Below are 26,990 nucleotides of genomic sequence, written 5' to 3' on the forward strand. Positions count from 1 at the left end.
GTTGGAATGGGGGCCATGGAATTACCACCCGAACACGCGACGCCCCAGGCCCAGCCATCGCCGAACCCCGCGGAACGGGGAATGCGTGCGGCGATGACTGGACTTGGGATCAACGCAGCCCTGGTCGTCATCAAGCTCACGGCCGGCATCCTCGGCCATACCTATGCCCTGGTCGCCGACGCCATCGAGTCGTCCGCAGACATTTTCTCCTCGCTCATCGTCTGGGGCGGACTCCGGATCACCACCCGGCCCCCCGACGAGGACTACCCTTATGGGTACGGCAAGGCCGAGACCCTCGCCGCCGCGGTGGTCTCGCTCATGTTGATCGGAGCGGCGCTAGGCATCGCGATCGCGGCGGTCGGCGAGATCGTGACGCCGCATCACACCCCCGCTCCGTTTACCTTGGTCGTCATCGCCGTGGTGGTCGTCGTCAAAGAGATCCTGTCTCGCAAGGTGCTCGAAGTCGGCCAGGAAACGGGGAGCACCGCCGTCAAGGCCGACGCCTGGCACCATCGAAGTGACGCTCTCACTTCAGCCGCCGCCTTCATCGGCATCGGCGTGGCTCTCTGGGGCGGCCCCGGCTGGGAGTCGGCCGACGACTGGGCCGCCCTCGTCGCGGCGGCCATCATCGCCATCAACGGCCTGCTGCTCCTCCGTCCCGCAATCCGTGACCTCATGGACCGCATGCCGGAAGGGCTCCCCGCCGAACAAATCGCGGCGGCGGCTCGGAGTGTCGCGGGCGTCCAAGCCATCGAAAAGCTCAGAGTCCGACGACTCGGAACGGAATATTTTGTCGACCTCCATGTACAGGCCGAGCCGACACTCCCGCTCAGGGACGCCCATATCCTGAGCGGCAAGGTCAAAGGGGCCATTCGCTCCGAGTTTCCCCATGTCGCCGGAGTTCTCGTGCATATGGAGCCTTTTGAAAAAAGCATGGGCTCATAACCCATCCTGCTTCCCCCAAACGGTCGGATCCGTCACCCGGACCATCCGGCGGCTGAAGCCTCCTGATGGACAGGACCGGAATCCTCTGGCAGAATTGCGAAGCACGATTAACATTTGCGCAACAAAGGTCTCGAACTTGCTGCATTGCTGAACCCGGCGACTTGAGGCGTTGAGTCACAAGCTCGTCACGACTCGATGCGTTCCCGCCTCTTTTTGTCGTTCGCGAGAGAGCTCGCGGCAAGGTTCAGGAGCCGATCATGCTCGCGTCGGATCGTCGTGCTCGCGTCCTGACCGTGCTCGCCATTGGTGCGTTCCTGCTCGCTCAAGACGCACCTGGGGCTGAGCCGGTCGACTACGGCCGGCAGGTCAAGCCGATCCTCAAGCAACGCTGCTACGCATGCCATGGAGCCCTCAAGCGGCAGGCCAATCTCCGCCTCGACACCGGTCAGGCCATTCGCCAAGGGGGAGATGGGGGCCCCGCGATCGAGCCAGGCCAGGGGGACGAAAGCCTCTTACTGGACCGCGTCCGCGAGACGGACGCTGCCCTGCGGATGCCGCCGGAAGGGGCCCCGCTGTCAGCCGAGCAGGTGGCGATCCTCCGGACCTGGATCGAGCAAGGAGCGATTTCGCCGGCCGACGAACCACCCGAAACCGACCCGCGCAAGCACTGGGCGTTTCTCCCACCGGTTCGCCCCACCGTGCCGGTCTTGCGCGATTCGTCGTGGGTCCGCGACCCGATCGACGCGTTTCTCGCTGAGGAACACGAACAGCGAGGCCTGACCCCGCTCCCTCCCGCCGAGCCGCACGTCCTGCTGCGTCGGCTCTACCTCGACCTGATCGGGCTGCCTCCGACGCGTGCTCAATTGCACGAGTTCCTCGCCGATCCGTCCGACGCCTCCTACGAACGGATTGTGGATCGGCTCCTGGCGAGCCCTCAATACGGCGAGCGCTGGGGCCGGCACTGGATGGACGTCTGGCGCTACAGCGATTGGTACGGCCGCCGCGCCGTGCCAGACGTGCTCAACAGCTACGCCCAGATCTGGCGCTGGCGTGATTGGATCGTCCGCTCGCTGAACGGGGACAAAGGGTACGACCGCATGGTCCGCGAGATGCTCGCGGCCGATGAACTCGCGCCGATCGACGACTCCAGCGTGGTGGCCACCGGGTTCGTCGTCCGCAATTTTTATCGCTGGAACTACAACATCTGGATGAAAGACAACGTCGAGCACACCGGCAAGGCGTTCCTCGGCCTCACGTTCAACTGCGCCCATTGCCACGACCACAAATACGACCCGATCAAGCATGAGGACTACTTCGCCCTTCGCGCGGTCTTCGAGCCGCTCGAGATCCGGCACGACCGCGTCGCGGGCGAACCCGACCCCGGCCCCTACCCGAAGTACGACTACGGCAAAGCCTACGGGCCAATCACGTCGGGACTTGTGCGAGTGTTCGATGAGAAGCTCGACGCCAAGACCTTCCTCTATACCCGGGGCGAGTCGCGCAACGTCGTGCCGGACCGGCCGCCGGTCCCACCCGGCATGCCCAGCTTCCTCGGGGGTGCTTCGTTCGAGGTCAAGCCGATCGACCTGCCGGCCGAATCCTCATACCCGGGCTTGAGGACGTTTATCCGCACCGATGAAATGAGGGCACGTGACGCAGCCGTCGCCAAGTCAAGCGCCGACCTTGCCAAGTCCCTGCCCCTGGCCCATGCCGCAGAGCGGGCGCTGGCCGATCGGGAAGCGAAGCTCGCCCCTGATAATCCACGGGCATTCGCCGACCCGTTTATGAGTATCCTCGCCTTCCCGGAGCCTGGCCCCGTTGCATCCGAGTTGCAAGCCGCCCGCACCGCGCTCGAGGCAGCCCGAACGGCCGTCGCCATTGAGGAGGCGGGCCGAAACGCGGCAATGGCTGAGCGGGACGCCATTCAAGCTCGGATTGCGGCGGATGATGCAAAACAGGTCTCCGCATCAGGTGACATCAAAGCCCGTCGTCGAGCGGCCTCGAAAGCCGAGCGCCGCGCCGCGGCGGCTCGGGCCGAGATCGACGTGGCCCGTGGCGAGTCTGCCGTGGCCGCAGCCGGAGGCAAGTCGACAGCCGAACTCACTGCGGCTTCCCAGACGCTGACGGCCGCTCGCAAGGCGCGGGATGCCGCACAGGCCGCGATTGCCAACGATTCAACCGCCTACACGCCGCTCAGTCCGGTCTATCCGACCCGGAGCACGGGGCGGCGGACGGCCCTGGCGAATTGGATCACCAACCGCGCCAACCCGCTGGCGGCTCGCGTTGCCGTCAACCATCTCTGGCGCTGGCATTTCGGCACACCGCTCGTCGCCACCACCAGCGACTTCGGCCGCAACGGCTCGCCGCCGACCCATCCCAAGTTGCTCGATTGGCTCGCCGTCGAGTTGATGGAGCCGACGGCCCCCAGCGTCCAGCCCTGGTCGATGAAAGCGCTCCATCGCCGGCTCGTCACCAGCGCCTCGTACCGGATGCGCTCCCATCAGGCCGGGGTAAGCGAAGCCGATCGAAACCGAGGCATCGATCGCGAGAACCAATGGTACTGGCACTTCCCCGCGTCGCGGATGGAGGCCGAAGAAGTTCGCGACGGCCTGCTGCACGTAGCCGGAGCACTCGACTCGACCCTGGGCGGCCCCGATATCGACTTCGCCCAGGGCCTGACCTCCGCCCGCCGAAGCCTCTACTTCACCCACCACGGCGAAGCCCGGATGACGTTCCTCGAGTTGTTCGACGCCCCCGACGCCTGCGATGCCTACAAGCGATCGACCTCGGTCGTTCCCCAGCAGGCACTCGCCCTGGTCAACAACGAGTGGCTCCTCGCGCTGAGCCGAACCCTGGCCGACCGATTGTGGAATGAATCGGAGCTATCCACCGGCAGCGAACCAAGCCGAGTCGAAACATTTATTATTGCAAGTTTCGAGCAAATATTAACTCGTCTACCCACAACCCGTGAGCGTGAACTCGCCGGCGCCTTCCTCGCGAAGCAAGCGTCCCTGCTCGCCCGCCTGTCCGATCCCTCGGGGTCGGCCGCGAACTCCAAGGATGATCCGGAAGCCAGGGCGCGACGAGACCTGGTTCACGCCCTGTTCAGCCACAATGACTTTGTCACGATCCACTAAAAGGCTCATCCGATGAGAAATTGAACGGTGATTCCCGTAGCTCGACCGGCCGAAACTCAGGCCATGTCGGATGCACCGCAAAAACGATGATCCAGAGCAGAGGCCGGATGAAGGAGGCGAGAATGGCAGGTCATCACCGTCAGACAAAGAGCGGGCCCCCTTGCGGCCGGATCCGCCGCCGGACCTTCCTGGCCGATGTCGGCAATGGACTCACCGGGCTGGCGCTCGGATCGATGCTCGCTCGCGACGGCGTAGTCCGGGCCGATGCGCCTGAGATCCCGGCCTGGTCGCCTCCCGATGGACGTCCGCAGGGGGATCCGAAAACCAAGAGTGTGATCTGGATCTTCCTCTCTGGTGGAGTCAGCCACCTGGAGACCTGGGACCCGAAACCGCTCCTGAACAAGTACGCGGGCAAAACCTACGACGCGACCGGACTCCCCAGCCCGTTCAAGTCTCCCTTGTTTCGCGAACGGTCACGGGCCGTCGTCGGCGAAGACCGGACTCACTCCGAAATCTTCCCACTCCAGGTCGGGTTCAAGAAGCGCGGTCAGGTGGGGGTCGAGATCAGCGACTGGTGGCCCCACCTCTCGACCTGCGTCGACGACATCGCCTTCGTCCGCTCGATGTACACGACCGACAACGACCACGCCGCCGAATTCCAGATGCACCATGGCCGCCACAAGCTCGATGAGCGGCAGCCGGTCATCGGCTCCTGGATCAACTATGGCCTGGGAACCCTGAACGAGGATCTCCCCCAGTTCGTCTTCCTCGGCCAGTACAAAGATCCGCGTGTTCGCGAGGACTTCAACGCCGACTACCTGGGCCCTCAGTACTCGGGGGTGGAGCTCTCTCTCGACCCGAAGAACCCGCTCCCCTTCGGCACCCTGGCGCCGGGGGTCCTCGCCGAGGAACAGGCGAATGAGTTTGCGTTGATCCGTGAGCTCAACCAGCTCTCGTCGGTCGAATACCCTGAAGACGACCAGTTGCGCGCTCGGATCAAGGCCTACGAGTTGGCCTTCCGGATGCAAGGGTCGGTGCCCGAGGTCGTCAACCTCGCCCAGGAGTCGCCGGAAACTCAAAGTCTATACGGAATCGATCAGGAAGGGACGGCAATCTACGGCCGCCGCCTGCTCGCCGCCCGCCGCCTGGCCGAGCGTGGGGTACGGTTCACCCTGGTCTATCTCAGCGACTACGGCGAGTGGGATTCACACTCCAAGCTCAAAGACCTGCACGCGCAGTCATGTGCCCGAGTCGATCGGCCGATCGCGGGCCTGCTCAAAGACCTGAAGCGGCGCGGGCTGACCGACGACGTCACGGTCGTCTGCTGCACCGAGTTCGGCCGCACCCCGGGCCTGGAAGTCCGCCCGGGTCTCACCTCTCCCACCGGTCGCGACCACCATCCGCACGCCTTCACCGTCTGGTTCGCCGGCGCAGGCATCAAAGGGGCCACCGTCCACGGCGCCACCGATGAACTCGGCTTCCACGCCGTCGAGAGCCCGCACTACGTCACCGACATCCACGCCACCCTCTTGCACCTGATGGGCCTCGACTCCCGCAAGCTCGACATCCCCGGCCGCAAGCGTCTCGAAATCGACTACGGCCGACCGATCCACGAAATCCTCACTTGAAATTAGATCAGGAAATGCCTCCTTCGCCACCGGAACAGCGAAGAGCGTCCCACACCATTCCATTCGCCGTCGTGACAGACGATGCAGGGCGGCTTGCGGGGAGTTGTGTAGTGGCAGGGCAAGGTTCGTGTCTCGGAAGGCCGGGCTTCACCGGGAAATGGGTGCCACGGGGTCCGAGTACGTACGGAACCCGTGACACCCGGCGTCAGCGGCATGATTGCCTTTGCCGCGACCCGTGGTGGCGCAGGGCGTTGGCCCCTTTTCCCGTTCGCGAGACCGCTTGCCAGGGGCATGGCGGCCTTTGCCGCGACCCGTGGTAGCGCAGCCGTTAGCCCCTTCCTGTTTGCGGGCACGCTTGCCAGGGTATGGCGGCCTTTGCTAGCCCCGAAGGGGCGACCGTTTCTAGCCCAGGGCGCAAGCCCTGGGGAATTCTTGAAGCCATGCGCCACTCTCCCCGCCGCGGCTGGCGGGCCGTCGGCCCGCCAGCCGCGGCGGGGAGAGCAGAAAAATCATAGGAATATTCTTGCTTGATTCACATCCAGGGGCTTGCGCCCTTGTCCTTACCAAGAACGTTTGCGCAGTAATGCTACTCCAAGCGAAGGTCCAGCTCAGCCCCCTGAACCATCGCTTGGAGCTTCATCCATCCCCTCCAGATCGTTTGCCATCCCGGCTCACCGTCCCCCTTCCGTCCCAGGAATCCCCCGAGTTTCGCCAACTCCCGAAAAAACTGATACGTTCCCCATGGCAACGCCTCAGTCGTTCGCCGAAACGCGCGGAGCACGGCCACATATTTTGGCGGGGCGGCTTCGATCGCCGGCCGTTCCGGTTCCGATCGGGCGATCCCTTTCAACTGCAAGAGCCGTACCGCCACCACTGACAGCAGACCCGTCAGCGCCTCCAGCCGATGGCTCGCCTTGAGTTGATGATCGGCTGCACTGCAACCCGATTTCAACGCTTTGTGCCATTCTTCGATCAGCCATCTCTTTTCATAATAGGAAATGATCCGCAACGCATCCTCAAGGCAGGCCACTTCCAGAGAAGTGTACAGCACCCATTCGATCGGTTCTTTGACCGAGGCGGGCGGATCGACCTCACGCACACACACCACGTATTGCGCGATCGGTTGCGGATCGAGACCCTTCAGCGAGTCCGCGGGCTGCCGCGGTACGAGCATCGTCGCCCGCACGAACGTGACGGTGAGCTTGGCGGTTCGCGCCGGCAATCCGGGACGAGACCGCAGCTTGAGCGTGAAGCAACCCGCTTGCGGTACCGATTCGAGTTCCTCCTGCAACGGGCGTTCGAGACCATCGGCACCCTGGACGCGTCGGTGCAGGCTCTTGACCCGTCCGACCCAATCGACGCCCTGACGCTGGGCGCGGCAATAGACCTCGAAATCGTCGGATCCACGGTCCATGACGTGAACCCAGCGTGTGTTTTGGGGCGGGGAACCGATCAGTTCGATGAGTTTTCCCCAGACCTCCGACTCGCGATCGCGTTTGCGGCGTTGCGTCCGACTCTCCCCCTTGGGAACCGGTTTGCGATGAAAGAGAATTTGGCCTGCGAGGCCGTAGACGACCTCGTCCTTGTGGGAGACCATCAATCCGGAGTGGATCATGAAGCCCTGACCCGTGCCCGTACCAACGGGCCCCACGCCTTGAATCTGTCGGGTGCATCCGAAATCAATCTCGGTGGTGTCGTCAAGGATCAGGGCCATCTCGGGGCTGGTTTCCCGGATCGAACGCCAATGCGGCTCGGCAATCGCCCGGAAGTTGACGGCCGAGGAGTCGAGCAGGCGATAAGCGGCCCTGAGGTCGTCCCAATTGCCCGTCGCTTTCGGAAGACTGGCCGAGGAATCCACGGCGATTTGCGTGGCGAGTCGGATCAGCCGCGTTTCTCGGCGTTTGTCGCCCAGATCGGCACCGGCGAAATTGGCTTGGGCCCAAGCCTCAGGGTCGGTCAGTGTGGGACTCATGATGAGCATCCGAGCAAGCCAGGGTACCTTGCCCCGGGCCGTCAGACCGACGGGTGGGTCAAGAGAAGCATTGACTATGCCAGATTGCCCGAAAAAAGCAGGGGGAAACTCTGGATTCTGTACGAATGTTCTTGGTAAGGATAAGGGCTTGCGCCCCTGGCTATTGACGTCCGCCCCTTCGGGGCTCCAAGAAATCTGCTGATTCGGAACGGCCTTACGGTACTTATCCATGCTCCAGTGGGCGCGATCCATGCTGAAGCAATCGAGCAGGGCGTCCAGCCCGCGGGACGGCCTCTTCGTAACGTGATGTTACAGAGCTGTGACACACGAATCGGCCCATTGCCCGTAGGATACCTACGAAAGCACGATCCCCGTCACATAGCAGCGGGCATCGTATAGCACGAGAGGCCGTGGCACGGTCAGGCGGGCTGACGCACGCATTCTCGAATTCTAATTCAAGGAAATCGCCATGTTGGCCAAGACCAAGTCAAAGGTCCCGTGGATCGCCACGCTCATCGCCTTTGTCTCGACCATCATGATTCTCATGACGGCGGCTGCGAACCGCGGATTCGCGGTTCAGGACCCCGCTCCTCCCAAAGAAGAGCCCAAGTCCACAACCGCCGCCCCGACCACAAACCGGGGGGCGGCACCGACCCGTCGTCCCGCCAAGCAAGGGATCCTCGACCTCGAGGCCCCGATCATGCAGGCCGAGTTGATCCTGGTCGTGAGGCTGGTGGACATGACCGAGTCCAAGCTTGTATACGGCGGCAAGACCGAGGTCGTCACCCAGCAATTCCGGTTCGAACCGGTTCGCACGATCAAGGGAATCTTCGCCCGCGACTCGCTGCTGCTCACCGGCCAGGATCTGGGAATCCAGCAGTTCGCCGGCGGGGCCGAGCGGCTCGAACCTGGGCAATTACTGCTCCTCCTGCTGGGACGCCAAGGGCCGGGATACTTCAACTGCAACAGGGCCGTTTCGCTCGAGCAGTCGATTCCGCGGCTTCGCGACCAGGCCGACCCTCTGCTTGCCGCCGTCGAGGCCCTGATCACCGTAACCCAGAAACAAGATCGCGCAGCCAAGGTGGCAACACTACTCAGCGCCCTCGGCAAGGCCAAGGATCGGGATGCCGCCCCCCTGCTCCTCTCCTTGCGCCGTCGGGCCCTGATCGGAGCGCAGACGCCCAATGCCCTGGTGATCGCCTCGCGGTTCCTGGACGATCCCTCCCCCGAGATCCGCGAGGTCACGATCAAGACACTGGCCGCGCTGCTTGAGGCCGACTATCTCCAGCAGGGCGAGTTGCGCGAGCGGGCGGTAAAGACCATCGTCGCCGCGCTCGCCGCCACCGGCCCTGACCTGAGCGTGCGCGTCGCCGCGTTCGATGCGCTGGGTGCGGCAGGTGAATCGGCCCGTCGCGTCGAGCCGGCCCTTGAGTGGCTCCGAGCCGACCGCGCGGCAGCGACGTTCGCCGAACACGGGGCGCGGCTTCGGGCCATCGGCCGGAGTGGCCGCACCGACCAGAGTGACGCGATCGAAGCATACCTCGATCAACTGCCACTTGACGCTCCCGCCGAAATCCAGACAGCCGCGGGCCAGGCATTGGGTGTGCTCGCCCCCCAGGAGGCTGCTCGCCGCCTTGTGAAGCGACTTATGAGTAAGTCGGACGCGGGACTTGGAATCACGGACGAGCTTGCTCTTCTCGGTGAACTGCCACGTGACATGGCCGCTCCGGCGCTTGTCGAAGCCTCGGCTCGGCTCGAGAACTACGGCGAACAACTCGCCTTCGCCACGGCCTGCGTCAAGGTGGCCGACCCACGCCTCAACCTTGCCCTGAGCGGCCTGCTCAACCCGCAGTTTGGCGACGTCCGCTGGCAAGCGAGTGAAGCGTTGAGGCGGATCGACACGAACGAAGCGGCAAGCCTGCTCTCGCCCCATCTGAAGGAGGAGGCAAACCTGCTCCGCAAGCTTCAACTGGCGGAATTCCTCGGCCGACACGGCTTCCGTGAAGGCTATCCGTACGCGATCGAGCATATGTCGGCACCAGAGCTCCAGGACGCGGCCGTCGAGGCGCTGGCCGCGATCCAAGAGCCAAAGGCCGTCCCCGAGTTGAGGAAAATCTGGGAAAGCAGCCACGACCTCGGCTGGAATGCCGCCGCAATCCGGGCGCTCGGCCGGCTCGGTCAGGCCGACATCGCGCCTCAGCTATTGGAGCTGGCGGGGCGGAAGAACCCGTTGACGGCCCCTGCCCTGATCGCGCTGGGCGACCTGCAAATCATCAAGGCACTTCCGCTCGTCCTCGACGGCCTCGGGTCCCGGAACGACCCGGTGGTCATCGCAGCCGCCCGCGCCGCCGGCAAGCTTCTGGCCGGGCCCGAGGCCCGCTCCAACGAAGTCCGTGACCGGCTCGCCGCGCTCGTGGCCGACCCTGACGCTTCGCAAGCCGTACGCGGGACAGCCCTGGAATCGTTGGTCGCGCTGAACGACCCCCGCCTGGATACGGCCCTCATTGCCGCGGTCCAGGATGGAAGTCTCGAAGACAGCGCGCTCTTGCTGCGGATCGAGAAACTCCTGGCCACACGAAAGGTCAAGCTGAACCCGCAATGACCAATCATCCCACTCACGTCTGAATGAACCTGCAATGTCATAGGACAAACCTCAGCCCAAAGGGAGAGATGACCCATGAAGCGCATCCTGACAATCGCAGCATTTGCGGTATCCGGCTGGCTCGGTCTCCTCGGAGTCGCGGAGGCGAAGGGGCCGGCGGTCCAGATCGCCCTCCTGCTCGACACGAGCAACAGCATGGACGGCCTAATCGACCAGGCGAAGAGTCAGCTCTGGAGTGTTGTCAATGAGTTCATCCACGCGAAGCGCGATGGGCGGCCCGCCTCGATCGAGGTTGCGCTCTACGAGTACGGCAACGATAACCTGCCGGCTCAGGAAGGCTTCGTCCGCATGGTCGTGCCCCTGACCGACGACCTCGACATGGTCTCGGAGAAGCTGTTCGCCTTGAAGACCCGAGGGGGAAGCGAGTTCTGCGGGCAGGTCATCCGCGACGCCACCGGCCAGCTCACCTGGAGTCGGTCGGACGACGTCTACAAGGCAATCTTCATCGCGGGCAACGAGCCGTTCACCCAAGGTTCTGTGGACTACCACGGGGCCTGCCGCGGAGCGATCAAGAAGGGGATCATCGTTAACACGATCTTCTGCGGCCCGAATTCGGAGGGCGAACAGACAGGCTGGAGCGCCGGGGCCGTGCTGGCCGACGGCCGGTACATGAGCATCGACCACAACCACAAGGTCGTGACAATCCCCTGCCCGCAGGACGGTGAGATCGCGCGACTGGGCTTCGACTTGAACAAGACCTACATCCCTTATGGTAGAATGGGTCGCGAGGGTCAATCGCGACAGGCGGCGCAGGATGCCAATGCAAGCACGGTGTCCCCCAGCGTCCTTGCCTCGCGCGCGGTCTCGAAGAGTTCCTTGAATGTCTACTGCAACGACACATGGGACCTGATCGATGCAATCAAGACCGGCAAGTGCAAGCTCGACGACCTGAAAGACGACGACCTACCGGAGGATCTTCGCAAGCTCAGCAAAGCCGAGCGTCTGGCCTGCGTCAACGACAAGTGCGCCCAGCGTGAGACGGTACAAAAACGCATCCTCTCCCTCCACAGGGAGCGTGAGGCGTTCCTGGCCGCCGAGCGGAAGAAGCAGGCGGCTGCAAACGAGGAGACGCTTGACACGGTGATCCTCAAGGCCGTCCGCGAGCAAGCGGCCCGCGCCAACATCCGGTTCGAGTAAGCCTTGCCAGTCTCTACTGAAAATCAGCTCATCTTTTGCACTAGCCCATGCTTTCGTAGAAATCCGGGTGCGCCGGGTCCTGTTCAGAACCCGGCGCAGCCGGCAACGATCATTGTCGAAGATGTCCCATGAGTTCAAAGAAAGTCCTGGTCATCGAGGATGATCCGGCGATTCGCCGGGGCTTGATCGACGCCCTGGCGTTCGCCGGATATGCCACATTGGAGGCGAGCGACGGTCTCGTGGGCTGTCGCACGGCTCTCGACGCCGATTGCGACCTCCTTTTGCTCGACCTTGTTCTGCCCGGGCGCGATGGGCTGGACATCCTCCGCGCGGTCCGTCTGGCCCGGCCGACCCTGCCTGTGATCGTCCTGACGGCCCGCGCCTCGGAAGATGACCGCGTGCGAGGATTGTCTTCCGGATCGGACGATTACATCATCAAGCCATTCAGTATTCGCGAACTGCTGGCACGGGTTGAAGCCGTCCTGAGGCGATCGCCCGGTCGGCCGCCAGGCATCCGCCGGGTCAAATTCATCGGGGGCCTGGCCGATCTGGAGCGGCGCGAGGTGCGGTTCGACAATGGCGAACGCAGCGACCTTTCCGAGCGAGAAAATCAGCTCCTCCTCTACCTCGCCAGCCACACGGAACGGGTGATCTCTCGCGAGGAGATCCTCGCTCAAGTCTGGGGGCTCGACCCAGCAGGGATCACGACCCGGACGATCGACATGCACGTGGCCCGCCTTCGCGAGAAGCTGCGCGACGACTCGGTACGGCCACGGATTATCCTGACGGTGCGTGGACTTGGCTACATGCTTCATGCCGGGGGCGTGACCCCATGAGGAAGCATCCCGGCTGGATCTGGCTCGCGTACGGCCTCTGCGTCACCCTGGCCGCTCTTGCAATGACCCGAGTGGGTGCAATGGCCCTGGAGTTGGAACGCGCCGAGTCGCGGATCCGACGGCAGGCGGCCCTCGATGAAGACTTGCAGCTCGCATTATGGCGGATGGATTCGGCGCTGGCGCCACTCATCGCCGAAGAGGGAATGCGACCCTATTTCACCTACAGTTCGTTCTATCCCACCGAGCGTGCTTATACGCACATGCTCGAGGCCGTGAATAAGGGGGACGTGCTGGTCGCTTCTCCCTTGCTTACCTACACATCGCCACGGATCCTCCTCCATTTTCAGTTCGGTCCCGACGGCCGTCTGAACTCCCCACAAGTCCCCGAGGGCAACATGCGCGCCCTCGCCGAGTCGCGGTTCCTCCCTCCCGAGCGTCTGGACGCCGCGGCCCGCCAACTCGCCCTCTTGAGAGGCTTGGTGAGCGAACCGGCGATGGCCATGTGCTGCCCGACGGAGCCAGCCCCCTCCATCGCATCGAAAGATATTTTCAGCATGTTTCCCGATCAGACCGCGACCGACCAGGCCCGGCAATCGCGCAGCTCAACCGAGTACATGATGCGCTTTCTAAACAAAACAAAAGCCCAGACCGTTGCACCCGAGCCACCGCTCGCAACCACGGTGCCCGTCTTGCAAGCCCCGATGGAGGCCGCCTGGATTGACAAGTCCCTGATCCTGGGACGCCGGGTCCGTGTCGGCCCAACGACCTTCCTCCAAGGCTGCTGGCTGAATTGGGAGGCCATTCGCGCCGAACTGCTGGGAAGCGTCGTCGACCTGGTGCCGAACGCAACCCTTGAACCGGTGCAAGCCGACGATCAAGCGCCGACCCGCCGACTCGCCGCGTTACCCGCCCGGTTGGTGATGCGGCCGGCTGAGGCGGACGTCCCGACGTCGTGGTCGCCGATTCGCCTCGCGCTCGGGATCACCTGGGCCTGCCTGATCCTCACCACGGGGGCCGTTGCCCTCTTACTCGGTGGGGCGCTCTCCTTGAGTGAGCGGCGCGGAACGTTCGTCTCGGCCGTGACCCACGAGCTGAGAACGCCGCTGACGACCTTCCAGCTCTACACTGAGATGCTCGCGGAGGGGATGGTCAGCGACCCTGAGACTCAGGCCTCCTACTTGCAGACCCTCCGCACCGAGTCCGAGCGGCTGGGCCACCTTGTCGAGAACGTTCTGTCCTTCGCCTGCATTGAGCGGGGTCGGTCGATCGACCGCCGCGATCGCCTCGCCGTTGCTGACCTGAGCGTTCGCATTCAGCCGGCGCTGGCCGCCCGAGCCGATCGGGGCGGTATGGAGCTTGTCGTTGACCACGACCTCCCCGACGTCCGAATCCGGACCGACGTCTCGCTCGTCGAGCAGATCCTGTCGAACCTCGTCGACAACGCCGCAAAGTACGCCAACAGCTCGGGGGATCGGCGCATCGAGCTGAAGTTCGCGGTCGCGCATGCGAAACTCACGGTAACGGTCCGAGACCACGGGCCGGGCCTGCCGGAACGAGCGATCCGACGTTTGTTCCGCCCGTTCTCGAAATCGGCCCACGACGCCGCCCATTCCGCGCCTGGCGTGGGCCTGGGGCTGGCCCTCAGCAGGCGCCTCGCCCGAGCCCTGGGGGGCGATTTGCGGCTCGGACAGAACGGCCCGGACGGGGTCGGTTTCGTGCTCACGCTCCCCATCGAGGCATGACGACGGACGATTGCCCACCGCCGTCCCGACGGGTAGGCTGACGCGAGTTTCCCCCTTATTGGGATGATCGCATCGGGACTGCCTGAATGAGGATGCCATTCTCATGCTCACATTATTGCCCTTCGTGATGACCGTTTGCGCCCACTTCCTGTTCATTCGGATTGGCCCGGCGGCCGAGGCCGGGCAGGCAGCCGAGGTCTACTTCAGCGAGCAGGCGGAGGCGGGCGACCCGAAGTTCGTCACCAAAGTCGCCGGTACGAAACTCTGGGTTCAGACGGCCCCGAGGTCATTCAAGCCGCTCGAGGTCCGCGAAGGGGTCGACCGGCTCCGTGCTTCCTTGCCAAGCTCAGAGACCCTGTCGGTCGTGGGGGCATGCGAATACGGGGTTCTGGCCCGGCCCAAGGAGGTCCCGTTCCTGCTCCGCTACTATCCCAAGGCGATCGCGGGCGATCCCGGCGAACTCAACCGGATGACGGCACGCGAGGAGATCCCGCTCGAGATTATGGGCAAGCTTGAGGGGGACAAGATTCACCTGGTCCTGCTCAAGCAAGGCAAGCCCGTGCCAGGCGTGGTCTTCCACGCGGTGGACGCCGACCTGACCGAGTCGGAGGCTACTGCGGGGCCTGACGGAACGGCGGTCTGGACTCCCCCCGCCCCGGGCCCCTATTCGATCTACGCACGCGACACGACCAAGCGATCGGGAGAGATTGGGGGCAAGTCCTACGAGGAGATCCGCGAATTCGCCACACTCGCCTTCACCTGGCCGCTCGGCTCTCGGCAGGCCGACCCCGAGGCCGTCTCCCTCTTCGAGCAGGCCCTGGCCGCTCGTGCCCAGTGGAAAGACTTCCCCGGTTTCTCCGCCCAACTGGCCGGTGAATCCAACGGCCGCCCCTTTTCCGGAACGGTCCGGTTTCTGGCCGACGGCAAGGTCGAGTTGAAGGTTGACGACCCGGTCGCCCGCCCTTGGCTCAAGGAGCAGTTCGAGTCGCTCGCCATGCACCGCCGAGCCGAAGCGGCCGACAACTCCGCCGGCCCTGAGGATAAGCCGGTCCTCCGCTTCGCCGACGATCGGGAAGACCATCCGCTCGGCCGGCTCCTGACCTTCGACGGGGGCCGGTTCGCGTCAAGCTATCGCATCAAGGATCGGCAAATCAGGGTGGTCAACCGCCGCATCGGGCCGAAACACATGACCATTACCGTTCTCGACAACGACCAGAACGCCGAGGGCAAGTTCTTGCCGCACAGCTATGTCGTTCACCATTGGGACGCCATCACCGGCGGTCTCGACCGGGTCGAAACCGTCCAGGAACGCTGGCAGCGCATCGGCTCGTGGGACTTACCGGTCTCGCACACGACGAGCAACGCGTCGGGGGGCGGGTTCTCTGTCCGAAGCGTCACGCTTTCCGAGCATGAGCTGTTGAAGGCGAACTAAAAAGACAACGGATAATCCGATCAGAATCTCTCGAAATCCCCCTGGGACTGTAGGCGGATCGCCCACGATCCCAGGGGAATTGGGTCGACTTCGGTGGCGAGCCCACCGGGTCCGCCAATGTCGGCGTCCTAATTCGCCTCGCTTCTCTTAAGGAATTCGGGCGGAGCATTCGGCGTGGACGCCGGAGCCGACGACAAGGGGGCCGGCAGCGGAGAGAACGGATCGTTCAGGATCAAGTCGCGAGCGCGAAGCAAATTGCCTTGGTGCTGGGCGGTCGGATCGGCCTCGGAGTAATAGGCCACGGCCGACTCCAAATCACCTTGAGCCTCGTTCAGACGCCCCAGGTTGCTCTGCGCCCCCCAACGGAACATGTGGTAGTAAGGCTGCCGAGGACCAGGGGCGGGGAGATCCTTGAGGGTGGCTTTGAAGAACAGTTCGGCCCGTTCGAGGTGTTTCTTGTCCTTACCGAGGTCGTCCTGCTCGAGATGAGCCAGCCCGAGGAAATAGGTGGAGTACATGTCCAGGGCTTGCTGGACCTCCTGAGGCATTGGCGTTTTCCTATCCATCAGGAGCGGTCGCTCAACAAAGCGGAACGTCATGTAGTCGCTCACAGCCTCGGGCAACTCACCTCGGAGTTGCTTAATCCGGGCGTAGAGCAAGGGGAACTCCGGTCGGAACAGGAAGAGGGCGTGCTGGGTCGCCTGGACGAACTCTCCGCTGGTGAAGAGCATGGTCTCGACCATCAGCGGCAAGGGCCAAGGGGTGACCTCCCCGGCCCGAGCGCCGAGGGCCTTGGTGAATTTCTTGCTCTCATCGACCGGGTCGCGGTAGAGAACCGTCTGATACTTGCCCGGCAGGCTCTTCTCCAACAGAAGCATCCGAGGTGCGTAGTAGCCCGGGCTCGAGTCGAGCAAGGCGCCGATCTTGGTCGTGCTCGCCGCCAGCAACTCGTGCGAGGGACGGTAGGCCGGAGCCCCCGGAACGTTGAGCCGGCCAAGCACCTCGGGATCGGCCAGGGCTTCATCGAGCGTGGCGACCCCCTTGCCGCCAGGTCCGGGGATCTCGATGCCGAGCCGGGGATCGAAGAGATAGAGCTTGCCGTCAATCAGGGCCGCACAGATCCAGGTGTTCGGCACCTCGACATCCTTCGGCTGATAGGTCAGCAGGGCAACGTCGACCCCGAGTTGCCGGCAGAGGGACATGAAGAGCCAGCCCCGCTCGGACCAGCCTCCGTCCGCCTCGGTCGCCATCCCACGCAGGAGCATGTCATACGGGCGAACCTGCGCCTGGGGAAGCCCCGGGGCGGCGAGCGTTCCGGCCGGCGCGAGCTGGACCTGGCGGACCATCCAATCGAACACGCGGCGGACCCGGGTCAGGTCGTCGCCATTGCCGCCAATCCGCGTGGCGATCCCGTGATAGAGCATGCAGTCTTCGAGGTGCCGCGAGTCGGGCATCTCGAACGTGGTCCGCTCAAACCCAGCCATGACCTGCTCGGGCAGTTTCGCTGCCTTCAAGTAGTCGCGAACCGTGGGTTCCAAGGCGAATTGGGACCGGGGAATATCCTCGAAGTAGGTGTTCAACTTGAGCACGGCCAGCTTGAAATTATCGCCGCCCGGCTTCAAGGCCGCCGTCTGGATCAGACTGATCACGCTTTCGAGAATCGTCGGCTTCATGTCGTTGAAGCTGGACTCGCTCGAGGACGCAACCTGCTCACCCTCGGTGTTCGTGGCAATGCTGCTGTTCGCGGCAGGCGGTAACTCGGTCGTGGAGTAATCGCATCCGGCCCACGTCGAGGCCAGGCAGGTGAGGACAGCCAGGAGACTGAGACGCCACTTCAAGGGGATGACTCCTGATCCGCCGATAAGTCTCGATCGCGGAGCGGTCGCTCGACGGAGAACGACAGCCCGGCCAGGCCAAGGTGGCCGACCGACGAACTGAACCGGTATAAAACCAATGACACGGACAATCAATGGAGAGGGATGAGGATCCGGAACTCGCTCAAGACTGTCCCATCGCTCCATTGTTGCGGAAGAACGGTGGGCGCGGCGAGACCGATACCGGTCGCACCGGCCATTTTCCCTGACTACGTGCCTCGGCGCGCCACGGTTCGGCCGTGGCGGCGAGAAAGAGGCGGGCGGAAATCCAAAAGCTTCATCGGTCAGGTCAACAGAACTTCAGGCGAAGACAGGTTACTCGTCGACCGAGATGGCCGCGCGAATTCGCAAGCAGGTCCGCAGGAGACCGGCCAGGTCATCGAGTCGGAGCGCATTCGGGCCGTCCGAGAGCGCCTCGTCGGGGCGGGGGTGGACCTCCAGGAAGAGGGCATCGCACCCTGCGGCCACGGCGGCCTTGGCCAGGTACGGCACCATCTCGCGTTCGCCCGCCGTCACGGTCCCGCCTTCCCCGGCGCTTGGCAACTGCACCGAGTGGGTGGCGTCGAAGACCACCGGAGCGCCGGTCGCTTGCATCTGCGGAATCGCCCGGAAGTCGTTGACCAGCCGGCCGTAGCCGAATGTCGTCCCCCGTTCGGTCAGGAGCACGCCCGAACGACTCTGGGACGTGATCTTGGCCACAACATTGTTCATGTCCCAGGGGGCCATGAACTGCCCCTTCTTGACGTTGATCGGCCGGCCGGTCGCCGCCGCCGCCTCCAGCAAGTCGGTCTGCCGCGCCAGGAAGGCGGGGATTTGCAGCAGGTCCACCACTTTGGCAATCGGCGCGGCCTGTTGCGACTCGTGAACATCGGTCGTCACCGGCAGACCCGTCTCGGCCTTGACTCGCTCGAAGACCTTCAGCCCGTCGTCGATCCCGGGGCCTCGGTAGCTGGATTTCGAGGTCCGGTTCGCCTTGTCGAACGACGCCTTGAAGATCAAGGGGACCCCCAGGGCCCCGCAGACCTCGACCAGCCGCCGCGCGATCACCAGGGTCAGGTCGTTCGGCTCCATCACGCAAGGACCACAGATCAGGGCCAAGGGGCGGCCCCGACCAATCTCAACCTGACCGACCGACACGGGGTTCAATGAGGCCACGGCACTCCCTCCCTGGGCTGAGGCAAAGCAACGGCGGTCGTCCCTCCGCTCCGACCCGTGCCGCAACGGTCCGGCCGGCGTCCGGGCCGATCTTATCGCGAACCGGTCCGGATGACGACCCGAACCAAGGCCGTCTTCCCCTTTCAGCTCAACCACCGTCCGGCACAAGAACCTCGAGCGCGTTGGGGAGCACTTCGACCGACCAGACGCCATCAGGGTGGCCTTCCGGCGAGACGGATCCCCCCGGATCGCCGTCGAGCTGGACCGGAACCGTCTCGGCCGAAGTCACGACCACGCGGCGGAACCGCCGGTGCTCGACTCCATCGCGATCGAGATGGATACCTCGAAGGACCATCCACAAGTAGCGCAACGACTGAAGCGGCCCGGCATTACGAAAGACGACCAGGTCGAGCCAACCATCATCGCCACGGGCCGTGGGGGCGAACGGAAGCCCCAGCGCGTAGCGTGGAAGGTTGAAGATGAAGGCGGTCGCGCCGACCAACGTCTCCTCAGCGCCCGGGTCGGTGATCGACACCGTCAAGCGGGGAAAGCGATACTCCAGGCTCGACCGAAGCACCGACTCGACATAGGCACCTCGGTGCGTAGGCCGGGCCACACCCGCTCGGCCAACGCGGGTCGAGTGGTGCCGGGCGACGACATCGGCATCGAAGCCGATACCCGCCATCAAGGTGAACCGACGCGTCGCCGTGAGGCCAAGGTCGAGTTGGGCGACCGCGCCGGCCGCAATGATCGAGGCAAGGCGGGCAGGGTTGCGGTCGAGCCGGAAATGGCGGGCGAACAGGTTCTCCGTCCCCGCCGGCAGGACGGTGATCGGTACGGCCGGACGTTCGTTGACCAGGGCGGCCACCGTGCCATCGCCCCCCGCCGCCACCAGGCAACGGCAATGCGGATCAGCCGCCGACTCCGCCACCAACACCGCTCGATCCGGCAGCGACCAGGCGACTCGCGTGCTCAAGCCGAGCCGCTCCAGCTCGGCTTGCAGCCGCTCCACTTGCCGACGACCTCGGCCTCGACCCGACCCTGGATTGGCCGCGATCCCAACCCAGGGCTGGTCCGATCCTACACCTTCACCGTTGGAGCGGATCGCACCGGAGCGGGCCTCGTGCCCGATCGCAAGTCCAGGCTCAACGCCCTCGGTCATCCCGCCGCCTTCCCGAACAGACCTTTGCTGGAACACCACGCGCATGAGGGACCTTGCAGGCTAGCCACAGGTCCCCCTCGGCGTCAACTTGGTGCCACGTCCTTTGAAGCGATCAGCAATAGGCCATCGGACCGGTTCCAAAGAAGTTCGGGCCGTGGATTCTTGGGCAATTGCAGATTCAACGTCAACGAACGAACGAGGCAGGTCGCACGACCTGTCGCGTCTTGCCCTTGATGATCCGTTCAACCACAGTCTTATTTGACTCGAGAAGCGACTTGAATTCCTCACGCAGTTGCGTCAATTCATTCAAAAGCGCGGAATTCGCAGCCTTGAGCTCGTCGACGGACGCCCTGGCCGCGGCCAAGCCCGCAGTCTCATTCTGCTGCTCTTTGTCTCGGTCAACGCGAGCCACTTGAGCTTTGGCAACCGCTTGCTGAAGCGTCGCGAGTTGAACCTGAACGGAGGTCTGGACCTCAATCACCTCAGCCTTGGCACGCTCGACGTCAGCGAGTTTGGAGCGGAGGACGGTCTGTTCTTCTTCAGAGGCCAACTGCTCCAGGGTGATCTTATCCTGGAAATCCGCGATGGCACGCTGGTTCTTGGCCACATCGGCCTCAAGAGTCTCGATTTGCTGCGTTTGCTTGGCCAGCGCCTGGGTCCACTCCATATTCAGAGTGGCAACCGCCGAGACCAGGATGATCCAGACGGGCAGGAGCAGTAAGACCAGGACGACTAGGACTTTCCCCGCTGTGGACATCGGACCTCTCCTGCCTTTCGCGGAGTCGAAATCTCAACCGGTTTCGCGCCGCGCGGATGGCTCAGGGGCCGTTAGGAAAAATAAAATGGGACGTGACGCACTGAAAAGGCCATGCGCCTCGAGCCGACTGACGCGACATACCCCAATATACCCCCCGTCTTTCCAACTTGCCAAGTCTCTCGGATCCAATCAATCCGCCAGCCACACCGAATTCGAGGGCTACACCTTCTTTACCATCCTCAATGATTGCATCGCGTTTGACGCACTTCGGACCAACTCCCTACAATCAGAGACTTAAACAGCCCAAGGGAGCGACGCGGCAACTATTGTCCGTGGAATCAACCACGGATCGAGTCTTTTAATGAGGGCCTTGCCGACCATGCGTCCGACGTATCAGGTCACCGAACTGCTGGGCGATGGGATCGGCCCGGAGCTGTCACGCGCCGTTCACACTCTGGCCGACGCGCTGCCGATCTGCCTTGAATTCGTCCCGGTCGACCTGACCTTGGAGAACCGAAGGGCCCAAGGGCTCAAAATTTACGACAAAGCCGTCGAGGCGGTCACAGCGAGTCGGGTGGCCTTGAAGTATCCGACGGTGACGGCCGAGGAGAGCCCCAACGCCATCCTCCGGCGGCGGCTCGACCTCTCGGTCATCCACCGTCCGGTTTACACGATCCCCGGCGTACCGACCAACTTCCGTCGCGAGCTCGACATCGATATCGTCCGGATCGCCACCGGAGGCACGTACGACGACCCCGGCCGCATGATTGGCGTCGACGGCGCGGTCAGCCTTCGGATCGTCGAGCGGCGACCGGTCCGCGAGGCCGCCCGCTATGCCTTCACCCTCGCCCGCCGGACCGGCAACAAGCGCGTCACCAGCGCCTCGAAGTACACGATTCAGAAGGCAACCGACGGCCTGTTCGAGAGCATCGCCAAGGAAGTGGCCGCTCAGTTTCCCGAGGTCCCGCACAACAGCGAGCTCTTCGACGCCCTCCTCGGCAAGGTCATCATGACCCCCGACCGGTTTCAAATCGTGCTCGTTCTGAACGAGTACGGCGATTTCCTCTCCGACATGGCCTGCGGACTCGCCGGCTCGCTAGGCATCGGTGCCAGCGCCAACCTCGCGTTCGACGCCGCCGCTGTTGTCCGTGTCGCCCTGTTCGACGCCGCGCACGGCACCGCCCCCGACATCGCCGGCAAGAATCTGGCCAATCCGACGGCCATCTTCCTGGCCCTCTCGATGCTCCTCTACCAGCTCGGCGAGACTGACCTTGGCCACACGGTCAAAACGACCACCCTCGACCTGCTTCGCCAAGGCATTCGGACCCGCGACCTGGGAGGCGAGGAATCGACCGACTCCTTCACCGCGGCCGTCGCCGCCGAAGTCGCGCGGCGTCTCGCCGAGGCAAAGGATTTGCCCGCCACTCCCCTGCCCTGAGCCAGGCCGACCGATCCGACGCATCGGGGCCGAGCGTGTTCAACACGCTCGGCCCCGATGCGTGGAAACCTGATGGGCCGCGCCCAACCTCCAAGAGCCGGAGGGCCCTCTCTCACATGCCTACTTGAGAGGAATTGCCCCATGAGGGCTGTTGCCGATGCACGTATCGGCTCTCAGACGCCCGGCGAACCGGAGACGGAACGCCAAGCGGGGGCCTTCGTCTTGACCAAGGGGCTCGAAGGGCGGGAGGCGGCTCGCGTCGCCATCGTCCTGGCGACATCGAGCTCGACCAACAGCCGTCGCCGTTCGCGGCGGGCAACGAGCAGGCCACCGACCAGCACCGTCTCAACCGCTAAAATCGGCAAGGCCGCCTCGAGTCCGCGAGCCAAGGAAAGCGGGGTGGGAGAGGCGACCACACTCAGGAGGAGCGGGAAGGCGAGAATCAAGCCGACAGCAACTCGCCGGGCCCAGTGGTTACGCATGGTGAACCGCTCCTTTTTTTCGACTGGGGGGACCTCCTGCCCAGCTTTTATCCTCAAAAGGCGCAGCGCACCTCACTTTTCACTCTAGGTCAACTTTGCCGATTCGCAAGAAAAAGATTCTGCCTTTATGGATCAATCGACTGCGACGCCCCGATCGCGCGAGAAGACCACCGCTCTATGGCCGATCCCAGGGTGCGATCAACGTCGGCCGATTCTTGAACCGCTTCATCGCGATCTTGAGTTGAGTCCCACTCCCCGGCGCAAGCTGAACAGTGAAAGTGGAGTCCTTGATCGGGGTCTCGGTATCGCCAGGTCCCGAGACGGAGTGGAACTCGTGTTCGGCGTAGGCCCCGGCCTGCACGACGAGAGTCCGCTCCGCGACCTGGCTGGTGTTGACGAGCGAGAGCGTCACGCTGTCGCCGGTCATGGCTTCGACGAGCGCGGCGACGTCTTCGGGAACACCGGCGCGGCGGGCGATCGGATCAAAATAGCGCAGGCGGCAATGCAAGACCGAGGCCCGTCGCGTGATGTGCAGCCCCCCTTGCATCAACTGGATCAGGGCGGTCACGCTCGCCGGGTTGTACTCCATCGGGTCGTCGGCCAGCCGGGTATCGGGCGAGGTGGAGTCGCGGCGCATCCCTTCGACGCGCTGACGGATCCGCGAGAGATCGCCACGCAAGACGCGGACCGGGTAGCCGGAGTCCTCGCCGTCGAGGTATTTGAGCCAGGGATCACCGGCCGTGGCGGCGCGGTCGCCAGGCTTCATCGACAGGTAATAGATCTCAAGGGCGTTGAGCTGATACGGCCCCGGCTCGAAGGCGTACCAGCCGTCGACGCCGTACATGCGGGGCGTCGACAGCTTGCCCTCAAGCATCTTACCCTGGGCATTGATGACGTCGGCCTGCTTGCGCCAGAGATCAAGATAGCGGTCGTTCCCAGTCAGCAGATAGGCGTTCATGAAGCCAATGAACGACCAATGGACCCGGTTGCGGTGATCCATCAGGCCGGTCTGGGGAACCCGAACGGTGAACGCCCAGCCATAAGTTCCGCCGTACCACTTGCCGTCGCTCGCTCCCCCGATCTTGCCGTCGAGGCCAATGTTGCTGGGGATGACGCCGCCGTTGGCTTCCATCCGCCCGGCCCAGGCGTCGACATACTCGAGCAGCCACAGTCGATACTTCTCTTCGTGGGTGAGCATATAGGCATTCAATGCCAAGGTCGTCGCCAGCAGGTTCAGCGGGTGGTCGCCGACAATGTCGGTATACTCCTGGAAGTGGGCAAGCATCTCATCATAGCTGCGCTCGCCATGACCGAGCTTGAACCGGCTCTCGACCTCGATCGGGTCGCCGGCCCAGTCCCTGGGCGTGGCCCTACGGAGCAAAGGACCGCGGCTGCCGTTAAACAGGCTACGGATGATCTGATGCTCCGAGTCGTAGTTCGGCGCTCCGGGGTCTTCGTTCATGTAGAACCCGGCGTACCGGCGAACGCGATGCCCGAACTTCACGTCGCCAGGGTCGGAAAGCCCCTGCAAGTTGAAGACGGAGAGCCCTTCCGCGTTGTGCTGCCAGTCGAACATCACCGGGAATTCTTTGTAGTACATGCCGTCGACCGCGAGGGGGACCTGTTTCGTCCGGGCCTCGGTGAACTGCCGCAAGTGCCCCTCCCAGGCCTTCTTGTACATTTGAAGGACCTTCTCAGGGGCCCCCAGGGCGTGGAGATGCGGCCAGTCGTTGCAGTTCTCGATCGCGTCGTCCGGGCCGTCGTCGCCCCCCCAGCGCTCGACGCATTCGAGGTATCCCCGGTCGTCGAAGTACCGGGCAAAGAACTCCTCGCAGGCCGCCGTATTGGCTCGGAACAGTTCTCGCTCCAGAAGCGCCCATTCCGGAGGCGTCATCGGCGACGCCACGCGGATCGTGGCCCCACCGGCCCCGCGGAACGGCAAAACGAGAAGGCAAATCGCCAGGCCCCAGACCGCGCGTCGAAAACTGCCCCTCATCGCGTCCTCACTTCTTCCCAATCCATATTCTTGGTCGACACAAACCATCCCAATCTAATCCCAGAGGCCTCAGTCGCGTGAGGTGAATACCCGAGCCAGGCGACCGAATTCGCCTCACCTTTCGGGTATCAGGGCAGGTCTCGTGTCAGGACTCCAAACATTTTGCCGCGATCGAGACGCACGCCCGAGCGGGAGCGCGCTCGACCGGCGTCCGATCACGGCAAAAGGCAAGGCCGACTTCACGGAACCGGGCTCAACAGGGGCGACGTTGGCGGCGATTCCGGCCGGTCTGACTCATGGGCTGAGCGTGAGAAGGTTGCTCACACCGTTGTCGGTGATCAGTTGGCCCTTGATGATGATCGACCCCGTACCGGCGCTGGTCCCCCCCTGGGGCGGGGTGCGCCGCGGGGAATAGCGAACCTCGAGCGTCCCTTCGCCGGTCGCCCCGCCGTACCCGCCCGCCCCATCGCCGGCCGTCCAGGTGAATCGGGTGGGGCGGCCCGCGCGGTCAAGCGAACTGGTGTCGCCGGTGAGGGTCAGAAAGACCTGAGTCCCCGAGTTCGCGACGTTCTTGTCGAAGACCCCCACGAGCCCGGTCGTCGGCTCGGCCGGATCCTTCGGCGTGTAGAAGGCCGCCTGGACAGCGCCGTGCAATGTCGCCGAGGTGGTCCCTACCCCCCGGAAGAGGGTCTGGTTGGACTGGTCGGTGAAAAGGGCAGGGCCCGTGGTGAACGTTCCCTTGAACAGGCCGAGGAACGCGAACTTGGCTTGCCCACGGGGCGTCAAGTCATTCGCTGTACTTTGCGAGACGAGGACGGTCGGCCTCTGCCTAGGAAGAAGGCCGTAGAGCGTCGGAGCGGTCGGCAATTCCCGGTCTTCGAGCCTCATCACAGAGGGAGGCCAGTACCGCCGGCGCCGAGAACTGGGCGAATGGTGACCCATCGGGGATTGAACTCCTTTTCTTTCGTGAGATTGTAACCCGTCAGGGCAGGACGCGAACGCCGACGGCCGTATTGAGGTCGAGCATGGCACGGCGGTGTCGGACGAGCGTGTCGCGGTACTGGCGGACGACCTCGTTGTAGTCCTTCTGCGCATCCAGGTATTCGATGGCGCTGGACTCTCCCCCCTGGAGCCGACGGTACGCCGAGTCGCGCACCCGCCGCGAGGCGGGGATCACCTCGCGTTCCAGTTCCAACAGGGCGTTGCGGCTCAGTTGGAATTCCCGGAACGACTCGTCAACCTCGTCGGCGATCTCTCGTTCGAGGGCCCCAAGTTCCACCTGGGTTTGCGTGGCATTGATCTTGGCCCGCTGGATGTTCCCCTGGTTCCTGTTATAGATCGGGAGCGGGACGGTGACACCGACGGCCCACGAGTGCGGGCTCTTGAAGCCGAACGGCCGATTGTCCTGAAACGTGTACGGCTGGGCGAGCACGTAGACGTCGGAAAGCCGGTTGGCGTGTGCCAGCCCGATCTCAGCCCCCGCCCGTTCGACGCCGATGCGGTAACCGATCAGGTCGGGCCGATTGGCCATGGCGAGCTGGACCAAGGACTCACCCGAGTGGGGGAGTTCCGCGAGGATGCGCAACGGCTCCTCGACTCGGATCGACTCCCCGTCGGCCCGGGAGAGGTTCAGCAATCGGGCCATCGTCCGGCCGGTCTTGCTGACGGCATGGGTCGCCTCATGGACCTGCAACTGCGCCTGCTCGGCCTGGGAGTGGAGAGCGTCGATCGTCGACTTGACGACCTGGCCGCTCTTCAGCAGTTCCTGGTTGAGGGTGAGCAGCCGGGTAATCCCATCGCGATAGGCCTTACTGTAGCGGAGCGTCTCCTCCGCCGCAGCAACGTCGACGTAGGCGGTATACAGGTTGTCGATCTGGAGCCGGATCGCATCCTGGAACTGGGCCTGGGTGACGCGCGTGGCCTTCTCGGCGACGATCATCCGGGCCTTGCGTTTGCGGGTCACATCGAGAGGATAGGTAATGTTGATATCGTACTGTGGAGGACCGCCCGGCCGCAAGTTGGAGTATTTGCCGTAGGGGACCAACTGCGCATCGGCGTAGACGACGGGGTTGGTACGGAGGCCCGCCGTCAGAGCGTCGGCCTGAGCCATCGGGATCTCGAACCGCAAGGCGGTCAGGTTCAGATTGTTTCGGATCAGGCCGTCGATCGCGGCGTCCAGGGTCAATCCCGATCCCGACGGCCGCTCCCGGTCGGTGGTCGGAAGCTCGAGTTCGCCATAGTGAGGGACCGTGGCTGGCTCAAGCGTTTCGGGCCGGAACCTCGGCGGCGGAGGCGTGACGCCGGCCGGCCGGCTCGGATTCAAGGCGTCGACGGGGGCCCTACTGCCCGACGCCCCGAGCCGGCCGTTCATCGGCCGGTTGTCCTGCGTTCCCGGAGCGTTCCCAGCCTCCAAGATACCGGCATCCCCGATCACCGGGCCGAGCTTCGCCCGCCCTTCGGGAAGCCCGATCGGTTCTTCAACGTCGGCCGGGCCTTGGGCGCGGGCGTCCGGTCCACCGACCGCCAGCACCAGCCCACCGAGGATCGAGAGCTTGGCGACGCACCCTCGCCATCGCCCCAGTTGGTACTTCATTCGCTACTCCTTATGAAGATCGTACCGACCCGCGACTCGGTT

Annotated in this window: 18 protein-coding genes; 9 read left to right on the plus strand and 9 right to left on the minus strand. The window is 64.0% G+C overall.

Going from position 1 to position 26,990, the window contains the following annotated elements; translation table 11 throughout:
• The first annotated feature begins 15 nt into the window (after positions 1 to 15).
• From SINAC_RS35330 to SINAC_RS35340, 3 genes are all read left to right on the plus strand, one after another.
• Positions 16 to 945 (plus strand): cation diffusion facilitator family transporter, encoded by a 930-nt coding sequence (locus SINAC_RS35330; protein ID WP_015250331.1) that lies wholly within the window; start codon positions 16 to 18, stop codon positions 943 to 945.
• Positions 946 to 1,202: 257 nt separating this feature from the next.
• Positions 1,203 to 4,082, plus strand: a complete 2,880-nt coding sequence (locus SINAC_RS35335) for a DUF1553 domain-containing protein (protein WP_015250332.1) — start codon at positions 1,203 to 1,205, stop codon at positions 4,080 to 4,082.
• Between the two features lie 122 nt (positions 4,083 to 4,204).
• Positions 4,205 to 5,710 (plus strand): DUF1501 domain-containing protein, encoded by a 1,506-nt coding sequence (locus tag SINAC_RS35340; RefSeq protein ID WP_015250333.1) that lies wholly within the window; start codon positions 4,205 to 4,207, stop codon positions 5,708 to 5,710.
• Between the two features lie 586 nt (positions 5,711 to 6,296).
• On the opposite strand, the gene SINAC_RS35345 is transcribed toward SINAC_RS35340, so the two are convergent.
• Complete coding sequence (locus SINAC_RS35345; protein ID WP_015244181.1) at positions 6,297 to 7,682, minus strand: IS4 family transposase; 1,386 nt, start codon at positions 7,680 to 7,682, stop codon at positions 6,297 to 6,299.
• A 469-nt stretch (positions 7,683 to 8,151) separates the two neighbouring features.
• Here SINAC_RS35345 and SINAC_RS35350 point away from each other — a divergent pair, with 469 nt between their 5' ends.
• The 5 genes from SINAC_RS35350 (at position 8,152) to SINAC_RS35370 (ending at position 15,491) form a co-directional block, all read left to right on the plus strand.
• Positions 8,152 to 10,284 (plus strand): HEAT repeat domain-containing protein, encoded by a 2,133-nt coding sequence (locus SINAC_RS35350; RefSeq protein WP_015250334.1) that lies wholly within the window; start codon positions 8,152 to 8,154, stop codon positions 10,282 to 10,284.
• A gap of 75 nt (positions 10,285 to 10,359) precedes the next feature.
• Positions 10,360 to 11,481 (plus strand): vWA domain-containing protein, encoded by a 1,122-nt coding sequence (locus tag SINAC_RS35355; RefSeq protein ID WP_015250335.1) that lies wholly within the window; start codon positions 10,360 to 10,362, stop codon positions 11,479 to 11,481.
• Positions 11,482 to 11,609: 128 nt separating this feature from the next.
• Entirely contained in the window at positions 11,610 to 12,317 is a 708-nt protein-coding gene (locus tag SINAC_RS35360; RefSeq protein ID WP_015250336.1) for a response regulator transcription factor, read from the plus strand.
• Positions 12,314 to 14,059 carry a sensor histidine kinase gene (locus tag SINAC_RS35365; RefSeq protein ID WP_015250337.1) on the plus strand — a complete coding sequence of 582 codons (1,746 nt, stop codon included), beginning with the start codon at positions 12,314 to 12,316 and terminating at the stop codon, positions 14,057 to 14,059. Before SINAC_RS35360 ends, SINAC_RS35365 begins: the two co-directional genes overlap by 4 nt.
• A 103-nt stretch (positions 14,060 to 14,162) precedes the next feature.
• A complete protein-coding gene (locus SINAC_RS35370) occupies positions 14,163 to 15,491 on the plus strand; it encodes a DUF3386 family protein (protein WP_015250338.1) in 1,329 nt (442 codons plus the stop codon).
• A 128-nt stretch (positions 15,492 to 15,619) separates the two neighbouring features.
• Here the strand turns inward: SINAC_RS35370 and SINAC_RS35375 are convergent, their stop codons facing one another.
• From SINAC_RS35375 to SINAC_RS35390, 4 genes are all read right to left on the minus strand, one after another.
• On the minus strand, positions 15,620 to 17,329 hold the full coding sequence (locus SINAC_RS35375) for a hypothetical protein (RefSeq protein WP_015250339.1): 1,710 nt from the start codon (positions 17,327 to 17,329) through the stop codon (positions 15,620 to 15,622).
• A 351-nt stretch (positions 17,330 to 17,680) separates the two neighbouring features.
• On the minus strand, positions 17,681 to 18,520 hold the full coding sequence (gene kdsA / locus SINAC_RS35380; protein WP_015250340.1) for a 3-deoxy-8-phosphooctulonate synthase: 840 nt from the start codon (positions 18,518 to 18,520) through the stop codon (positions 17,681 to 17,683).
• A gap of 148 nt (positions 18,521 to 18,668) precedes the next feature.
• Positions 18,669 to 19,682: a diacylglycerol/lipid kinase family protein gene (locus SINAC_RS35385; RefSeq protein ID WP_015250341.1), complete on the minus strand. Its 1,014-nt coding sequence runs from the start codon at positions 19,680 to 19,682 to the stop codon at positions 18,669 to 18,671.
• 184 nt (positions 19,683 to 19,866) lie between these two features.
• Positions 19,867 to 20,439, minus strand: a complete 573-nt coding sequence (locus tag SINAC_RS35390; RefSeq protein WP_015250342.1) for a hypothetical protein — start codon at positions 20,437 to 20,439, stop codon at positions 19,867 to 19,869.
• A gap of 379 nt (positions 20,440 to 20,818) precedes the next feature.
• On the opposite strand from SINAC_RS35390, the gene SINAC_RS35395 reads away from it, so the two are divergent.
• Positions 20,819 to 21,877 (plus strand): isocitrate/isopropylmalate family dehydrogenase, encoded by a 1,059-nt coding sequence (locus tag SINAC_RS35395; protein WP_015250344.1) that lies wholly within the window; start codon positions 20,819 to 20,821, stop codon positions 21,875 to 21,877.
• A 173-nt stretch (positions 21,878 to 22,050) separates the two neighbouring features.
• Here the strand turns inward: SINAC_RS35395 and SINAC_RS35400 are convergent, their stop codons facing one another.
• The 4 genes from SINAC_RS35400 to SINAC_RS35415 form a co-directional block, all read right to left on the minus strand.
• A complete protein-coding gene (locus tag SINAC_RS35400; protein ID WP_015250345.1) occupies positions 22,051 to 22,359 on the minus strand; it encodes a hypothetical protein in 309 nt (102 codons plus the stop codon).
• 175 nt (positions 22,360 to 22,534) lie between these two features.
• A complete protein-coding gene (locus SINAC_RS35405) occupies positions 22,535 to 24,355 on the minus strand; it encodes a hypothetical protein (RefSeq protein WP_015250346.1) in 1,821 nt (606 codons plus the stop codon).
• Between the two features lie 294 nt (positions 24,356 to 24,649).
• Positions 24,650 to 25,297, minus strand: coding sequence for a hypothetical protein (locus SINAC_RS35410; protein ID WP_015250347.1), 648 nt, complete (start codon positions 25,295 to 25,297; stop codon positions 24,650 to 24,652).
• A gap of 40 nt (positions 25,298 to 25,337) precedes the next feature.
• Positions 25,338 to 26,948, minus strand: coding sequence for a TolC family protein (locus SINAC_RS35415; protein ID WP_015250348.1), 1,611 nt, complete (start codon positions 26,946 to 26,948; stop codon positions 25,338 to 25,340).
• Positions 26,949 to 26,990: the final 42 nt, after the last annotated feature.

Source organism: Singulisphaera acidiphila DSM 18658 (genome assembly GCF_000242455.2).
GTDB lineage: Bacteria > Planctomycetota > Planctomycetia > Isosphaerales > Isosphaeraceae > Singulisphaera > Singulisphaera acidiphila.

What these genes read in the sequence shown, in the direction of transcription:
- SINAC_RS35330 (WP_015250331.1), top strand. Translation starts at nt 16, where the DNA reads ATGGAATTACCACCCGAACACGCGACGCCCCAGGCCCAGCCATCGCCG.
- SINAC_RS35335 (WP_015250332.1), top strand. Translation starts at nt 1,203, where the DNA reads ATGCTCGCGTCGGATCGTCGTGCTCGCGTCCTGACCGTGCTCGCCATT.
- SINAC_RS35340 (WP_015250333.1), top strand. Translation starts at nt 4,205, where the DNA reads ATGGCAGGTCATCACCGTCAGACAAAGAGCGGGCCCCCTTGCGGCCGG.
- SINAC_RS35345 (WP_015244181.1), bottom strand. Translation starts at nt 7,682, where the DNA reads ATGAGTCCCACACTGACCGACCCTGAGGCTTGGGCCCAAGCCAATTTC.
- SINAC_RS35350 (WP_015250334.1), top strand. Translation starts at nt 8,152, where the DNA reads ATGTTGGCCAAGACCAAGTCAAAGGTCCCGTGGATCGCCACGCTCATC.
- SINAC_RS35355 (WP_015250335.1), top strand. Translation starts at nt 10,360, where the DNA reads ATGAAGCGCATCCTGACAATCGCAGCATTTGCGGTATCCGGCTGGCTC.
- SINAC_RS35360 (WP_015250336.1), top strand. Translation starts at nt 11,610, where the DNA reads ATGAGTTCAAAGAAAGTCCTGGTCATCGAGGATGATCCGGCGATTCGC.
- SINAC_RS35365 (WP_015250337.1), top strand. Translation starts at nt 12,314, where the DNA reads ATGAGGAAGCATCCCGGCTGGATCTGGCTCGCGTACGGCCTCTGCGTC.
- SINAC_RS35370 (WP_015250338.1), top strand. Translation starts at nt 14,163, where the DNA reads ATGCTCACATTATTGCCCTTCGTGATGACCGTTTGCGCCCACTTCCTG.
- SINAC_RS35385 (WP_015250341.1), bottom strand. Translation starts at nt 19,682, where the DNA reads ATGACCGAGGGCGTTGAGCCTGGACTTGCGATCGGGCACGAGGCCCGC.
- SINAC_RS35390 (WP_015250342.1), bottom strand. Translation starts at nt 20,439, where the DNA reads ATGTCCACAGCGGGGAAAGTCCTAGTCGTCCTGGTCTTACTGCTCCTG.
- SINAC_RS35395 (WP_015250344.1), top strand. Translation starts at nt 20,819, where the DNA reads ATGCGTCCGACGTATCAGGTCACCGAACTGCTGGGCGATGGGATCGGC.
- SINAC_RS35400 (WP_015250345.1), bottom strand. Translation starts at nt 22,359, where the DNA reads ATGCGTAACCACTGGGCCCGGCGAGTTGCTGTCGGCTTGATTCTCGCC.
- SINAC_RS35405 (WP_015250346.1), bottom strand. Translation starts at nt 24,355, where the DNA reads ATGAGGGGCAGTTTTCGACGCGCGGTCTGGGGCCTGGCGATTTGCCTT.
- SINAC_RS35410 (WP_015250347.1), bottom strand. Translation starts at nt 25,297, where the DNA reads ATGGGTCACCATTCGCCCAGTTCTCGGCGCCGGCGGTACTGGCCTCCC.
- SINAC_RS35415 (WP_015250348.1), bottom strand. Translation starts at nt 26,948, where the DNA reads ATGAAGTACCAACTGGGGCGATGGCGAGGGTGCGTCGCCAAGCTCTCG.